Source organism: Burkholderia sp. TSV86, assembly GCF_001522865.1.
GTDB lineage: Bacteria > Pseudomonadota > Gammaproteobacteria > Burkholderiales > Burkholderiaceae > Burkholderia.
Genome location: NZ_LOWB01000075.1, coordinates 142,253 through 157,200 on the forward strand (window position 1 = coordinate 142,253; position 14,948 = coordinate 157,200).

At 65.3% G+C, this 14,948-nt stretch carries 13 protein-coding genes; 7 read left to right on the forward strand and 6 right to left on the reverse strand.

Translation table 11 applies throughout. From position 1 onward, the window contains the following. Positions 1-49 precede the first annotated feature (49 nt). Positions 50-1,057: a hopanoid-associated sugar epimerase gene (gene hpnA / locus WS68_RS12735; protein WP_059571150.1), complete on the forward strand. Its 1,008-nt coding sequence runs from the start codon at positions 50-52 to the stop codon at positions 1,055-1,057. A 115-nt stretch (positions 1,058-1,172) separates the two neighbouring features. Next, a complete protein-coding gene (locus WS68_RS12740) occupies positions 1,173-2,459 on the forward strand; it encodes a hypothetical protein (RefSeq protein ID WP_059571151.1) in 1,287 nt (428 codons plus the stop codon). 182 nt (positions 2,460-2,641) lie between these two features. Here WS68_RS12740 and WS68_RS12745 read toward each other — a convergent pair whose 3' ends face one another. Then, the gene (locus WS68_RS12745; RefSeq protein WP_059571152.1) at positions 2,642-3,820 is read right to left on the reverse strand and encodes a glycosyltransferase; all 1,179 of its coding nucleotides are present in this window, start codon (positions 3,818-3,820) and stop codon (positions 2,642-2,644) included. Between the two features lie 396 nt (positions 3,821-4,216). On the opposite strand from WS68_RS12745, the gene ispH reads away from it, so the two are divergent. The 5 genes from ispH (at position 4,217) to WS68_RS12770 (ending at position 9,169) form a co-directional block, all read left to right on the forward strand. Then, on the forward strand, positions 4,217-5,158 hold the full coding sequence (gene ispH / locus WS68_RS12750; RefSeq protein ID WP_059571153.1) for a 4-hydroxy-3-methylbut-2-enyl diphosphate reductase: 942 nt from the start codon (positions 4,217-4,219) through the stop codon (positions 5,156-5,158). Positions 5,159-5,169: 11 nt separating this feature from the next. Beyond that, on the forward strand, positions 5,170-6,330 hold the full coding sequence (gene hpnH, locus WS68_RS12755; RefSeq protein WP_059571154.1) for an adenosyl-hopene transferase HpnH: 1,161 nt from the start codon (positions 5,170-5,172) through the stop codon (positions 6,328-6,330). A gap of 246 nt (positions 6,331-6,576) precedes the next feature. Further along, positions 6,577-6,930, forward strand: coding sequence for a DOPA 4,5-dioxygenase family protein (locus tag WS68_RS12760; RefSeq protein ID WP_059571155.1), 354 nt, complete (start codon positions 6,577-6,579; stop codon positions 6,928-6,930). Positions 6,931-7,139: 209 nt separating this feature from the next. Beyond that, positions 7,140-8,498 (forward strand): aspartate aminotransferase family protein, encoded by a 1,359-nt coding sequence (locus WS68_RS12765; RefSeq protein WP_059571156.1) that lies wholly within the window; start codon positions 7,140-7,142, stop codon positions 8,496-8,498. A 245-nt stretch (positions 8,499-8,743) separates the two neighbouring features. Then, positions 8,744-9,169, forward strand: coding sequence for a hypothetical protein (locus tag WS68_RS12770; protein ID WP_059571157.1), 426 nt, complete (start codon positions 8,744-8,746; stop codon positions 9,167-9,169). Between the two features lie 36 nt (positions 9,170-9,205). On the opposite strand, the gene WS68_RS12775 is transcribed toward WS68_RS12770, so the two are convergent. The 5 genes from WS68_RS12775 to WS68_RS12800 all read right to left on the reverse strand — a co-directional run bounded on the left by WS68_RS12775 (position 9,206) and on the right by WS68_RS12800 (position 14,925). After that, a complete protein-coding gene (locus tag WS68_RS12775; RefSeq protein ID WP_059571158.1) occupies positions 9,206-9,412 on the reverse strand; it encodes a YbdD/YjiX family protein in 207 nt (68 codons plus the stop codon). Between the two features lie 18 nt (positions 9,413-9,430). Beyond that, entirely contained in the window at positions 9,431-11,509 is a 2,079-nt protein-coding gene (locus WS68_RS12780) for a carbon starvation CstA family protein (RefSeq protein ID WP_059571159.1), read from the reverse strand. Between the two features lie 251 nt (positions 11,510-11,760). Further along, positions 11,761-12,579: a class D beta-lactamase gene (gene blaOXA, locus WS68_RS12785; RefSeq protein WP_059571160.1), complete on the reverse strand. Its 819-nt coding sequence runs from the start codon at positions 12,577-12,579 to the stop codon at positions 11,761-11,763. A gap of 161 nt (positions 12,580-12,740) precedes the next feature. After that, positions 12,741-13,433, reverse strand: a complete 693-nt coding sequence (locus WS68_RS12790) for a B3/B4 domain-containing protein (RefSeq protein WP_059571161.1) — start codon at positions 13,431-13,433, stop codon at positions 12,741-12,743. Positions 13,434-14,154: 721 nt separating this feature from the next. Further along, positions 14,155-14,925: a FadR/GntR family transcriptional regulator gene (locus WS68_RS12800; RefSeq protein WP_059571162.1), complete on the reverse strand. Its 771-nt coding sequence runs from the start codon at positions 14,923-14,925 to the stop codon at positions 14,155-14,157. Between the last annotated feature and the right edge of the window lie 23 nt (positions 14,926-14,948).

The window sequence follows — 14,948 nt, forward strand, 5'->3', positions numbered from 1 at the left end:
CGCCCCATGCCCAACCCGCCGCACGGCGCGCCCGCGCGGCCACGAATCCATGACTGACACACAACGCGATCTTGTTCTGGTGACCGGCGCATCCGGTTTTGTCGGCTCCGCCGTCGCGCGCGCCGCGCGGCGGCAAGGCTACCGGGTGCGCGTGCTCGTGCGGCCGACGAGCCCGCGCACGAACGTCGCGGATCTCGATGCCGAAATCGCGACCGGCGACATGCGCGACGAAGCGTCGATGCGCAGCGCGCTCGCCGGCGTGCGTTACCTGCTGCACGTCGCGGCCGATTACCGGCTCTGGGCGCCCGATCCGGGCGAAATCGAGCGCGCGAATCTCGAAGGCGCGGTTGCGACGATGCGCGCGGCGCTCGCCGAGGGGGTCGAGCGGATTGTCTACACGAGCAGCGTCGCGACGCTGAAGGTCACGCCGTCCGGCGCATCGTCCGACGAATCGGCGCCGCTCACGGCCGAGCAGGCGATCGGCGTCTACAAGCGCAGCAAGGTGCTCGCCGAGCGCGCGATCGAGCGGATGATCGAGCACGACAAGCTGCCCGCGGTGATCGTCAATCCGTCGACGCCAATCGGCCCGCGCGACGTCAAGCCCACGCCGACCGGCCGCATCATCGTCGAGGCCGCGCTCGGCAAGATCCCGGCGTTCGTCGACACCGGCCTGAACCTCGCGCACGTCGACGACGTCGCGCAAGGCCACCTGCTCGCGCTCGAGCGCGGCCGGATCGGCGAGCGCTACATCCTCGGCGGCGAAAACCTGCCGCTGCAAACGATGCTCGCCGATATCGCGCGGCTGACGAACCGCAAGCCGCCGACGATCGCGCTGCCGCGCTGGCCGCTCTATCCGCTCGCGCTCGGCGCGGAGGCCGTCGCGAAGGTGACCAAGCGCGAGCCGTTCGTCACTGTCGACGGGCTCAGAATGTCGAAAAACAAGATGTATTTCACGTCGGCGAAGGCAGAGCGCGAGTTGGGCTATCGCGCGCGGCCCTATATCGAAGGCATCCGCGACGCGCTCGATTGGTTCCGGCACGCGGGCTATCTGCGCTGACGCGGCGCGCGGCGAGCCGAAAAAGGTGGGCTAACCAGCATTTTGTTACATGCCGTGCTCGAACCCGCATCAGGGCTGCGGGTAAAATTGCGGGTCCTACGTAGAGATAGCACGCATGAACTTCAACGATCAGATCGATGCGCTCGATGGCCGCATCGATCAGCTCATCCATACGGCGCATGCATTAGCAAGCGCCGCCCAGCAGGCCGCAGACAAGGCCGCCGCCGATCAAGCCGCCGCGCAAAGCGCGGCCGAAGCTGCCTTCGCCAAGCATGCGCAGGCGGAAAGGATGTGCATCGAGCAGTCGACGCTGGACACGCTCGCCGCGCAAGCCGCCGCTGATAAAGCCGCTGCCGAATCGCTCGCCGCGCAAGCCGCCGCCGACAAAACCGCTGCCGAATCCCTCGCCGCGCAGACCGCCGCCGACAAAGCCGCTGCCGAATCGCTCGCCGCGCAGACCGCCGCCGACAAAGCCGCTGCCGAATCCCTCGCCGCGCAAACCGCCGCCGACAAAACCGCTGCCGAATCGCTCACGGCTCAAGCCGCCGCCGTTCAAGCCGCGGCCGAGGCCGCCGCCGCGCAAGCCGTCACCGACAAAGCCGCTGCCGAATTGCTTGCCGCCCAGATAGCGGCCGAACGCACCGCCGCCGAACAGGCGGCCGTGCAAGCCGCAGCGGACAAAGCCGCCGCCGAAACGCTAGTGGCACAGGCTGCCGCAGCACGCACGACGACCGATTCGGACCTCGAAGCCGAGCGCGCGGAGATCGAACGCCTAGCCTCGCAAGCCGCCGAAGACAAAGCCAAGGCCGAAGCGCTGGCCGCTCAGGCTGCCGCCGACCGCGCCGCAGCCGAGCAGGCCGCTGCGCACGCCGAAGCCGATAAGCAGGGAGCGCAATCGCTGCTCGCCGAGGCCGCCGCCGAACGCTCGGCCGCGCAAGCCGCCGCCGAGCGCGCCGCCAACGACAAGGCGGCGGCCGAGGCGCTCCGCGCGCAGACCAGCCAGCCCTTGCCGGCCGCCGGCGCAGCCTCCAACCGCCCGGCGGCAGTACCGGTACCGGCCACAAACGAAGTAGGCGCGAAACCGTCGCTGCATGTCGCACGGCCGTCGCAAGATGAAATCACGCTTTCGCTCGGCGAGTACACGGTCACGCTGCCCGCGCCACAGGTCAGCCAATTGATCGAGGAATTAGCATACGCACGCGCATCGATGACGATCGAGCAGCCGTCCGGCTTGCCGAACGGCTGGCGTTTCGTGTCGACGAAAAATCCGCTGATGGCGGTTCAAAAACAGGCGAACGGCGATCGCCTGCTGGTCATGCGGCACACCGGCCACGGCTGGGTACCGTTTACGCTCTCGCCGGACGTCGTGATCCAGCTTTATATGCTGCTCACGCAAAAGTAACACGCTGCGCGCATTGGCCGGGTTCGAGTCCAATCAACTCGATACCGGCCCACAGCGTGCAGGCGAACCACTCCGCGCCGCGCCGCGATCATTCAACGATCGCGGCGCTCTTGCCTGCCTCCCCCGCGCCAGCCCTCGCGGCGCGTGCAGACGCGCCGATGTGGCGCGCGCTTCGGTTCGCGTCAACGCTCCTGCACCGGCGCCTGCACGCGCGCTTTCCACTGGCCGCCCTTGCCGCGCCAGTAACGCACCGCCGACGCGACCGTCGCGCCGACATAGAACAGCGCGACGAGCGGCAGCGCGGGCGCCCATAGCGGCGAGCGGCGGTAATAGCTCAGCATCGGCGCATACGCGGTGCACATCGACGCCCACGCGAGCCATGCCGGCCATGCGCGCGCGCCATACGCGAGCGCCGCCACGGGCGGCACCAGATAGATGATCGTCATGCCGGCGAGCGTGCCGGCCAGCAGCAGCGGCGAATAGCGAAGCTGCGTGAACGCGGTGCGCGCGATCATGTTCCAGATGTCGCGCCAGCTATCGTAAGGCCGCAGCGACACGCTGCGCTGCGCGAGATCGAGCCGGATCGGATGATGGCCGGCGCCGCGATGCTTGATCTGCGCGGCCAGGCTGCAATCGTCGATCAACGCGCCGCGAATCGATTCGATCCCGCCCGCTTCGTCCAGTGCCGCGCGCTTGACCAGCATGCAGCCCCCGGCCGCGCCCGCCGTCTTGTTGCTCGGGTCATTGACCCAAGAAAATGGATAGAGTTTTGCAAAAAAGAACACGAACGCCGGAATCAGCGCCTTCTCCCAGAACGAATCGCAGCGCAGCCGTACCATCAGCGACACGAGATCGCGCCGTTCCGCCCGTGCGCGGATGACCAGTTGCTGGAGCGCATCGGGCGGATGACCGATGTCGGCGTCCGTCAGCAATAGGTAATCAGCAGGCAGACCAAGCGAGCGCACCGCGGCGATGCCCTGCGATTGCGCCCAGACCTTGCCCGACCAGCCGGCCGGCAGCGGCTGCGCGCTCAGCACGGTAAGCCGGTCGGCGCGGCCGACGGCCGTCGCGGCGGCGCGCGCGGCCGCCGCCGTGCCGTCGGTGCTGTGATCGTCGACGACGATCAGGTGGAACGGCCCAGGATATTGCTGCCCGATGAGCGACGTAACAGCCTCGCCGATCACGTCGGCTTCGTTGCGCGCGGGCACGACGGCAGCCACCGCCGGCCAATCCGACGGCGCCGCGTCGGGCGGCAGAGGCCGCGCCGGACGGGCGCGCCAGAAACCGCCACGCGCGAACAGCAGCACGAGCCAGATCACGAGCGACAAACAGGACAGCAAAAACACGGCCACGAGCGTCATGCGCGCCCCCTTACCGGTGCGCCGCCCGGCAGGACGGCGCCACGCCGTGCCGTCTGCACCCCTGCCGTCTGCACCCCGTTACGTTCGTTCTTCATGCAAATCAGCCTTTTCTTTTCAATGCCTTTCGATATACGCGAATCGGTCAAGCAACCGAAAGATTCGATGGAACCGCTTAGTTTACTGGGTTTGGCTCGCGCGGGCGCCGGACTCGGGTGTTGTGCCAATTGCCACATTGTCAGGAACGTTAAAGCAAGGTGGAGCCGATAAGGTTAAAATGCGCGATTACTTCGGGGTGCCGGGTCCGTTTCCCGCATTCATAACATCCAAAGTTGGGGCGATCTGGCTGGCGTGCCGGCCTTCTCGCACCCCGCGTCAGTCGTCGGAGTTCGCCTATCTATGCGAGTCATCCTTGCCCAGCCCCGCGGCTTTTGTGCGGGGGTTGTCCGTGCGATCGAGATCGTCGAGCGCGCGCTGCAACAGCACGGCGCGCCGGTTTATGTACGCCACGAGATCGTCCATAACCGGCACGTCGTCGAAAATCTAAGAAATAAAGGGGCGCGATTCGTTGAGGAACTCGACGAAGTGCCGCATGGCGCCGTCGCGATCTTCAGCGCGCACGGCGTGGCCCAGACCGTCGAGAAGGACGCGCAGGCCCGCGGCCTCGATGTGCTCGACGCCACCTGCCCGCTCGTCACGAAAGTGCACGTGCAGGGCCGCCAGTACGTCGCGGCCGGCCGCCGGCTGATCCTGATAGGACATGCCGGCCATCCAGAGGTTGAAGGCACGATCGGCCAGATTCCGGGCGAGGTGATCCTCGTGCAGAGCGAAGCCGAAGTCGGCACGCTGACGCTGGCCGCCGACACGCCCGTCGCATACGTCACGCAGACGACGCTGTCGGTCGACGACACGCGCGGCATCATCGAGGCGCTGATGCGCAAATTCACCGACATCGTCGGCCCGGACACGCGCGACATCTGCTATGCGACGCAAAACCGTCAAGCGGCCGTGCGCGAGTTGAGTGCGCAGGTCGACGTGCTGCTCGTCGTCGGCGCGACGAACAGCTCGAACTCGAACCGGCTGCGCGAGATCGGCACCGAAAGCGGCGTGCCGAGCTATCTCGTCGCGGACGGCTCGGAAATTCGCGCCGAATGGTTCGAGGGCGCACGCACGGTCGGCCTCACCGCGGGCGCATCGGCGCCCGAGGAAATGGTCGACGACGTGATCGCCGCGCTGCGTGCGCTCGGCCCCGTCGAAGTCGCGACGATGGAAGGCCGCGAGGAAAAAGTCGAATTCAAGTTGCCGGCGAAGCTCATGCAAGCTGTCGCCCGCGAAGTTTAAGGAGGACACCCTTGTCTATTCCGCTGCTCCAGCAAGTCCGCGTCGGCGCATACATCGTGCGCCAACACCTGTCCGGCAACAAACGCTATCCGCTCGCGCTGATGCTCGAGCCGCTGTTCCGCTGCAACCTCGCGTGCAACGGCTGCGGCAAGATCGACTACCCCGATCCGATTCTGAACCAGCGCCTGTCGATCGACGAATGCCTGCAGGCGGTCGACGAATGCGGCGCGCCCGTCGTCTCGATCGCGGGCGGCGAGCCGCTGCTGCACAAGGACATGCCGAAAATCGTCAAGGGCATCATGAAGCGCAAGAAGTTCGTGTACCTGTGCACGAACGCGCTGCTGATGGAAAAGAAGATGGACGACTACCAGCCGAGCCCGTACTTCGTCTGGTCGGTCCACCTCGACGGCGACAAGGACATGCACGACCATTCGGTGTCGCAGGAAGGCGTGTACGACAAGGCCGTCGCGGCAATCAAGGAAGCCAAGCGCCGCGGCTTCCGCGTGAATATCAATTGCACACTGTTCAACGATGCGATCCCCGAGCGCGTCGCGAAGTTTTTCGACACGCTCAAGCCGATCGGCGTCGACGGCATCACCGTGTCGCCGGGCTACGCTTACGAGCGAGCGCCGGACCAGCAGCACTTCCTGAACCGCGACAAGACGAAGAACCTGTTTCGCGAGATCCTGAAGCGAGGCGAAGGCGGCAAGCGCTGGTCGTTCAGCCAGTCGTCGCTGTTCCTCGATTTCCTCGCCGGCAACCAGACATACAAGTGCACGCCGTGGGGCAACCCGGCGCGCACCGTGTTCGGCTGGCAGAAGCCGTGCTATCTGGTCGGCGAAGGTTACGTGAAGACCTTCAAGGAATTGATGGAAACCACCGACTGGGACAACTACGGCGTCGGCAACTACGAGAAGTGCGCGGACTGCATGGTGCACTGCGGCTTCGAGGCAACCGCTGTGATGGACACGATCGCGCATCCGCTGAAGGCGCTGCGCGTCAGCCGCAAGGGCATCAAGACCGATGGCCCGTTCGCGCCGGACATTCCGATCGACAAGCAGCGCCCGGCCGAATATGTGTTCTCGCGCCATGTCGAAATCAAGCTCGAGGAAATTCAGCGCGCGGGTAAGGGCAAGCTGCAGAAATCGGCAAAGTCGACCGCGGCGGCATAAGCCGCGTTCGCGACGCGCGTATGGCCGCAACGGCTGCGCAGCCCGCACGGTTTGCCGTCGAAAAAGCGCCATGACCACGTCATGGCGCTTTTTTTAACTCGACACAAGCCGTCACGCCGTCATTGCACGCCCGCCTGCATCGATTGCCGCCCCGCGCGATAATGAACGCCGTGCCGGCGCGGGCAAAACGACATTCAGCGCGACATACAGCGGCGGCGCTCTTTTCCATTCACATCGAGTACGGCAATGCAATTCATCGACGAAGCCACGATCGAAAGCTGGCACGCGCACGTCTACTTCGATGCGGCCAGCCGCGACGCCGCCTGGGCATTCCGGCAGATCGTCGAGCAGCGTTTCGGCGCGTTCGTCGAGCTTGGCCGCTTCCACGAACGCCTGGTCGGGCCGCATCCCGCGTGGTCGTATCAGATCGCGTTCGGCCCGGCGCGCTTTGTCGATATCGTGCCGTGGCTCGTCGTCAATCACGGCTCGCTCGATATTTTCCTGCATCCGAACACCGGCGATGAATTGCGCGATCATCGCGACGCGGCGGTGTGGATCGGGCATGCGCATACGCTGAATCTCGCGGCGCTCGACGCCTAGCCCGAGACGGAAACGCGCGGCAATCGCCGCCCTGCTGATGCGCTGATGCGCGCGCTCCCGCTCGCGAGCGCGCCTGCCGGCCGCCAGGCCTCACGCCCGGCGGCATCGCACGGCATCGGCGTCTTTGACAAGGGTCGACCGGCACCGGCGGATATGCGAAGCTTTCCGGATGGTTTCGCGATCCCGTTTTCTTCGACAAGGAGCATCACTTGGAGACCCGCCACGGAGTCAACCTGCCCCGCGCCCGCGCACTGCTCGCACGCGAGCGCGACGCGTTCGAACGTGCGATGCCGAAATCGCGTGCGCTATCCGCCACGGCGGCGCAGCACCTGATGTTCGGCGTGCCGCTGCACTGGATGCGCGACTGGTCGACGCCGTTCTCTCTTTATGTCGATCACGCGCGCGGCGCGCATTTCACCGACGTCGACGGGCATCGCTACGTCGATTTCTGCCTGGGCGACACCGGGGCGATGTTCGGCCACGCGCCCGAGCCTGTCGCGCGCGCGCTCGCCGAGCAGGCAACCCGCGGCTACACGACCATGCTGCCGAGCAGCGATGCCGCGTGGGTCGGCGCGGAACTTGCGCGCCGCTTCAAGCTGCCGTACTGGCAATTCGCGCTGAGCGCGAGCGACGCGAACCGCTTCGTGCTGCGCTGGGCGCGCGCGGCAACTGGCCGCCGGCACATCGTCGTGTTCAACGGCTGCTATCACGGCACGGTCGACGACGTGTTCGTCGATCTGGCCGACGGCCAGCCCGTGCAGCGCGACAGCCTGCTCGGCCAGGCGCACGATCTGCTTGCTTATACACGCGTGGTCGAATTCAACGATCCGGCGGCGCTCGACGCCGCGCTTGCGCATGGCGACGTCGCATGCGTGCTCGCCGAGCCGGCGATGACCAACATCGGCATGGTGCTGCCCGACCCGGACTATTGGCGGCAGGCGCGCGAGATCACGCGCCGCCACGGCACTCTGCTCGCGATCGACGAAACCCATACGATCAGCAGCGGGCCCGGCGGCTATGCGGCCGCACACGGGCTGGAGCCGGACGTGCTGATCATCGGCAAGCCGATCGGCGGCGGCGTGCCGTGTGCGGTGTACGGCTTCAGCGCCGAAGTGGCGGCCCGCGCGCAGCAAGCAAAAGCGAGCGCGCCGCCCGGCCATTCGGGTATCGGCACGACGTTGACCGCGAACATGCTCGCGATGCACGCCATCCGCGCAACGCTCGCCGACGTGATGACCGACGATGCATACGCGCATATGTTTGGCTTGGCCGCGCGCCTTTCGAGCGGGCTCGAGCAGATCATCGCGCAACGCGGGCTGCCGTGGTGCGTGACGCGGATCGGCGCGCGCACCGAATTCCAGTTCGCGCCGACGCCGCCGCGCAACGGCACGATCGCCGGCGCACAACTCGACGGCGAGCTTGAACATATCGTGCATCTGTATCTGCTCAATCGCGGCATTCTGATCACGCCGTTCCACAACATGATGCTCGTGTGCCCGGAGACGACGGCCGACGATGTCGACCGGCTGATCGCGGCATTCGATGCGTGCGTCGGGGAAATGGTTTAAGCGTTCGGGCAAGGCGGCGCGAAACGCGACGCCTTATCCTATTTGAGTTATTTCAATATCGAAAACAAAATACCGGCCGTGCTGCAAAAGCATAAAAAATCAAGAAATACAGCCAATTCAATGGCCTAATATGATTTCATCCGCCGCGCCGCTCGCCTCTCGATTAAGCCAAAATTCTCTTAATTGAGATTATTTTATCTTAATAAGTTGATCACTTTTGTCGCGTGCCGCAACACAATGCGGCCATGCCAAAGCCCAAAAACGAAAAAAGTATCGCGTTCTCGAAACGCTTGAAACACGCGGTGAAAAACACCGTCGGGAGAGCTTTGCGTCCGCAGGAATTCATTCGGGAATTCCAGTTGCGCCATCACGGCGAGCCGGTTTCGAATCAGGCCATCTACAAATGGCTGAATGGCACCGTCATTCCGAAATCGAAAAACATGGTAACGCTCGTCGAGTGGCTGAAGGTCGACGAGCATTGGCTGCGCTACGGCCCGTCGCCGTCCGCGGCGAACCCGCAAGCCCCGTCGCGCGATACGAAATACCCGCTGCAACAGGAAACGATCGAGCTTGCGACCAAAATCGAATCGCTGTCGCCAAACGATCGCCACATGATGGAAGAGCTGGTCGATCGACTGTACGGCGGCCCGCCAAAGCCGCGCGACGATTGACGCATCGCTGCGCCGCCCGCCGCGCGGCGGGCGCCGTCAACAGCACTTGCCCGCCCCTGCCCCATACCGCGCGTTCTGCCGTTCGCGGAAAAATTCCTCGTATGACATCACCGGCCGGTCGGGATGCGTCGCACGCATATGCGCGACGTATCCGTCGTAATCAGGCAAGCCGACCATCAGCCGCAGCGCCTGCCCGAGATAGCGCCCGGCGCTGCGCAACTCGCCGCTGAGATCAGAAAACATCGCCGCCTCCGCTGACGATCAACGGCCGCTGCCGAGCGCCTGCGCGGCGGGCATCGGCTCGAACGGCGTCTCGCGCGAACTCGGCTGCGCGATGCGACGCGCGCGCGCCACGGCGATCACGCCGTACACCGCGATGCTCAACACGACAAAGATGAAAAGCCCGGCCAGCGCCGCATCGACATAGTCGTTGAAGATGATCCGCTGCATCTGCGCCAGCGACTTCGCCGGCGCCAGCACCTTGCCGTCGGCCGCCGCCGCTTGCAGCTTCGCCGCGTGCGCGACGAAGCCGACCTTCGGATTCGCGTCGAACACCTTCTGCCAGCCGGCCGTCAGCGTACAGATCAGCAGCCACACGGTGGGCACGATCGTGACCCACGCGTAGCGCTCGCGCTTCATCTTGAACAACACGACGGTGCCGAGTACGAGCGCGATCGCCGCGAGCATCTGATTCGAGATGCCGAACAGCGGCCACAGCGTATTGATGCCGCCGAGCGGATCTACCACGCCCTGATACAGGAAATAACCCCACGCGGCCACGCACAGCGCCGTTGCGACCAGGTTCGCCGGCAGCGACTCGGTGCGCTTCAACGCCGGATGGAACGTGCCAAGCAAATCCTGCAGCATGAAGCGGCCCGCGCGCGTGCCCGCGTCGACCGCGGTCAGGATGAACAGCGCCTCGAACAGGATCGCGAAGTGATACCAGAACGCCATCATCGCTTGCCCGCCGATCACCTGATGCAGGATGTGCGCCATGCCGACCGCCAGCGTCGGCGCGCCACCCGCGCGCGCGACGATCGTCGTCTCGCCAACTGCCTTCGCGGTTTCGGTCAGCATCTCGGGCGTCAGCACGAAGCCCCATTGCGTGACGGTCTGCGCAACGGCTTCGGGCGTGGTGCCGAGCAGCGCCGCCGGCGAGTTCATTGCGAAATAGATGCCCGGCTCGATCACGCATGCGGCCACGAGCGCCATGATCGCGACGAACGATTCCATCAGCATCGCGCCGTAGCCAATCAGCCGCGCGTTGGTTTCGTTGTCGAGCAGCTTAGGCGTGGTGCCCGACGAAATCAGCGAATGAAAACCCGACACCGCGCCGCAGGCGATCGTGATGAACAGGAACGGGAACAGATTGCCGGCCCACACCGGCCCGGTGCCGTCGACGAACTTCGTCAGCGCCGGCATCTTCAACTCCGGCGCGACGATCAGAATGCCGATCGCGAGGCCGACGATCGTGCCGATCTTCAGGAAAGTCGACAGATAATCGCGCGGCGCGAGCAGCAGCCACACCGGCAGCACCGATGCGACAAAGCCGTAGCCGATCAAGATCCACGTGAGCTGCGTGCCGCTGAACGTGAACCACGCGGCGAGCGCCGCCGAATCGTGCACGTGCTGGCCGTAGGCGATCGCCGCCATCAGCAGCACGAAGCCGATGATCGACACCTCGCCGATCCGCCCGGGGCGGATGAAGCGCGTGTAGACGCCCATGAACAGCGCGATCGGGATCGTCGCGGCGACGGTGAACGTGCCCCACGGCGAGTTCGTCAGCGCCTTCACGACGATCAGCGCGAGCACCGCGAGGATGATCACCATGATCAGGAACGCGCCGAACAGCGCGATCACGCCGGGCACCGTGCCCAACTCCATCTTGACGAGATCGCCGAGCGAGCGGCCGTCGCGGCGCGACGAGATGAACAGCACGATGAAATCCTGCACCGCGCCCGCGAACACGACGCCCGCGAGAATCCACAGCATTCCCGGCGTATAGCCCATCTGCGCGGCAAGCACGGGGCCGACGAGCGGCCCGGCGCCTGCGATCGCGGCGAAATGGTGGCCGAACAGCACGTACTTGTTGGTCGGCACGTAGTCGAGGCCGTCGTTGTACTTGACGGCGGGCGTCATTCGCAGGCCGTCGAGCTGCACGACCTTGCTCGCGATGAAGCGGCTGTAGAAGCGGTATGCGATCAAGTACACGCAGACAGCGGCGATCACGATCCATAGCGCGCTAACCCGCTCGCCGTGCGCGAGCGCGATCGTGCCGAACGCGAACGCGCCGATGAGCGCGACCGCGATCCAGATCAAGTAGCTGGAAGCCCGATTCATGGTGTCTCCTGTCTTTATTTATCGAAATAGGCGCGGTGGGCAACCCGTAGCGGGCGTCCGCCCGAAACGGCGGTAAGCCTTCCACCCCGCGAGCGCCAAGCGATGACTCGATATTGTTCGCCTTTGACGCGGACCTAACAAGCGGATAACTACGTATGGCGGCTACGTAAGACTTCGTAGGGGTTTGCGAGGACAAGCGCGGCGACAGAGCAATCATGCGGCGCATCGATTCGCGCCGCGCGCGCCGCCGCTCAATGCATGTCGCGCGGTATCGCACCGGCGGCGAACGCGGGCAGTGCCTGCAGAAACGCATCGCGCGAGCGCATGCCTGCCGACGGCTTGCCGCGCCGCTCATCCTGAATCAAGTTCGCGAACACGAGCGTGCGCGAGCCCTTGGTCGCCCAGCCGACAAACCAGCCGTATGCGCGGGCCGCATCGTACCGGATGCCAGGCGAGCCGGTTCCCGTCTTGCCATGCACGACCCAACCGTCCGGTCGCGCATCGAGCGCGGTGATGTGCTCCGTCATGTCATATGCATGCGCACTGATCGGCAGCGTGCGGTTGACGATTTTGCGCATGAAATCGACCTGTTCGAGCGGCGAGATCCGCAGCGACGAGTTGACCCACGCCCCCATCACGCCGTTGCGTTCGCCCTGCATGGTCGTTACGTCCATATTGCCGTAGCCGAATGCGCCCGTGTACTTCTGAAAGCGCACTTGGCCAAGGGCTTGCGTGACCTGCTGCGAGTACCAAAAAATCGACAGCTTGATCCAACGGGCAGGATCGGTCGGCTCGCGCCACGCGGGGCCGCCCCAGTCAGGATAGCCGGCTCGATAGGCAAGCGCCGGCGCGTGCTCGTCCTTCAGGACGCCGGAATCGAAACCCATCAGGCTGATCGCGATCTTAAAAGTGGAGGCGGGTGTCACACGGGTCGCGCAATCGCCTTGCTGCACGAGCACACGGCCGGTTGCGGCGTCGGCGACGACCGTGCATAGCGGTTTCGCGCTGACAGCGGCGGCGGCGAACAAGGCAACCGGAGAAATGAACAGCGTGCAGTACCCAGGCCTCAACGTAACGCTCCTAACGGAATCGGAAACAATAGGTCAAGGCGGCGCGAACGGCACAGGCAACCGCACAGGCGACGCCTGGTCAGAGAAATAACGGCCGGCAACGCCGCCGGCAATAAGAAAACAACGGGCCAGCCCGAGCGGAATCGAGCCCGCGCGCTCTATCACGCGCCGGGGCCGATCAACTTCGTGTCGATCACCGCGCCCGGCATCATGAGGCGCAACCCGTCGATCAATCGATCGCCTGCTTCATGAAGCGCTTCCAGCGGCATTGCCGACAAGCTTTCCAGAATGAACCACATCTGTCTGGCATCGGCATTCAGTCTCGTCCTGATGCCTTGCCGCCAGTTCCAGCGCCGGCACGTGACACCGAGATCGTCGCGCCAGACCGCCTCCCCCGCCTCGGGCGTTTCCCGGGCCGGCGCGCCGTCCTTCACGGTGTCGAAGGGTTCCGTGCCATTCGCGATGACCAGCCTGGGCATGCCGGCATAGGCCGCAAAATTCTCGCCGCCGACCGGAATCGCATATTGAATGCTGATTGCGTTGTACAGATCGACCACCGGATCGATGCTCGGCAGGCTGCCGTCGCGCAGCACACGTTTGCGCAACGCTTCGGCGGAAGGCGGCGTGCGCTGGGGCTTCGCGCCGAATTTCCTGAACACGTCAGCCCAAGCAGCCAGATGCGCATCGGCCCATGCGGCGCCGCCTGTGGCGAGCGATCGGCACGCGCGGGTCAGCGCGTCGCCGGCAATGCCCGGATTCGCAACCCCGGCAGCTTCGACGCTGACGCTGAGCGCACGAAACCCCGGCGCCAAGCTGGCGATAGCCGGATCGACCGACGGCAGAACGCAAAGCATCGCTAAATCCTTGAGCGGCTGATTGGTTCGATGCTAACGACCCGTGAGTGCAAGCGTCAACAACGCGCCCCCACTTCGGCATCGCTGGAAGAACCGTCAGCAGCCTACGCCGATATGCGTGGCGATGTACGCGGTGCACGAACGAGCGCGGAACCAAGTTGCTTTCATGACGCATGACGCACCATGCGCTGGCCGATCGGACGACTCGTCGGGCCAGGCCGCTGGACGCTACGCTCAGACATCAATCAAGCACATGCGCAAAGCCCCGGCCACATCGGTCCTCTATCCATCGACACTCGACATGACACTCGATATTGCACACACAGAACGATACCGCGCGGCTGCTCGCGAAGCGCGATGTCAAAGCCGCATACGACGCGCCGCATGTGCCGTGGGCAACGCGGCGCGACGCTGGCCCAACGCAAGCAGAAGCAACCGAACGAACGGGAACGGCGGCATCGGCCGGATAGCGGCCCGAAGCGCCGCTATCCGGCGAAAAGCATCCGCTATCGTTTGCAACGCTGCACAGAGAGGCGGCCGCTCGCGGCAAGAGGCTAGTGATTTCGTTTGCTTAGCGGAAAACCTCGGGCGCCGGCGATCGCACGCGTGCATCCGGTCCGTACCGGCTGTGTGCGCCACGGCGATCGCGCAGGCACGACAAGCACCTGCACCACGCGATCACCACGCATCACGGCCGGTACGGCCGGCGCTGCCCCCACGATCAGGCCGCCGCTTCCGATCCCGCCTCGTTGACAGCCATCCGCAGCCCGATCATCGCGGCGCGTGCGCCATTCGCATCGTAACCGTCGATCGCCGCGGCAAGCCGCCCGGCCGCACCGCGAATCGCATCGTACCGGCCGTGCAACGACACGGCATCCCAGTCGATCGCCGTCACGCCGGCCCGCGCGACCTCGCCCATCTGCCGGATGAACTGGTTGCGGCTCGCCTCGACCACCGACGCATGCAGCGCCTCGAGCCCGCGGCGCAACGCATCCGCCCCGACCGCATCCCGCACCGCCGCGTAGGCCGCGCGAATCGCACGCCGCTGCACATCATCCGCATGTGTTGCCGCCTGCGCGGCAGCTTCGGGCTCGACCAGGTCGCACATCGCCACCACATCGTGCAGAAAATCGACGTCCGCCGTGATCCGCATCCGCCACTGCATCACGTGATCGTCGAAGAGCCGCCATTCGCTGCGCGGCGTGAGACGCGTGCCGGCCTTCGTCCGCGCCTGCACCATTCGCCGCGCAGTCAACACGCGCGTAACTTCGCGCATCACCGAACGCGGCACGCCCAGTTCACGCGCGAGCACATCCTGCGGCGGCAGCAGGCCGGACGTGAATTCGCCGTCGACGATCCGGGTCACGACGGCATCGAGCACCCGCTGCACACGCGGCGACGCCTTCAGCGAACGGCGCTCGGTCGACTCACGCGTCACGGCGACGAGCGTGCGCGCCGGATTGGAAAAAGGATTGGTGTCTATAGAATTCATCGTACTCATCCAAATGCGAATCG

Coding starts and splice junctions, on each gene's coding strand:
- WS68_RS12760 (WP_059571155.1), top strand. CDS start 6,577: ATGCAATTCATCGACGAAGCCACGATCGAAAGCTGGCACGCGCACGTC.
- hpnA (WP_059571150.1), top strand. CDS start 50: ATGACTGACACACAACGCGATCTTGTTCTGGTGACCGGCGCATCCGGT.
- WS68_RS12775 (WP_059571158.1), bottom strand. CDS start 9,412: ATGTTTTCTGATCTCAGCGGCGAGTTGCGCAGCGCCGGGCGCTATCTC.
- WS68_RS12800 (WP_059571162.1), bottom strand. CDS start 14,925: ATGAATTCTATAGACACCAATCCTTTTTCCAATCCGGCGCGCACGCTC.
- WS68_RS12770 (WP_059571157.1), top strand. CDS start 8,744: ATGCCAAAGCCCAAAAACGAAAAAAGTATCGCGTTCTCGAAACGCTTG.
- WS68_RS12790 (WP_059571161.1), bottom strand. CDS start 13,433: ATGCTTTGCGTTCTGCCGTCGGTCGATCCGGCTATCGCCAGCTTGGCG.
- WS68_RS12780 (WP_059571159.1), bottom strand. CDS start 11,509: ATGAATCGGGCTTCCAGCTACTTGATCTGGATCGCGGTCGCGCTCATC.
- WS68_RS12740 (WP_059571151.1), top strand. CDS start 1,173: ATGAACTTCAACGATCAGATCGATGCGCTCGATGGCCGCATCGATCAG.
- WS68_RS12745 (WP_059571152.1), bottom strand. CDS start 3,820: ATGACGCTCGTGGCCGTGTTTTTGCTGTCCTGTTTGTCGCTCGTGATC.
- ispH (WP_059571153.1), top strand. CDS start 4,217: ATGCGAGTCATCCTTGCCCAGCCCCGCGGCTTTTGTGCGGGGGTTGTC.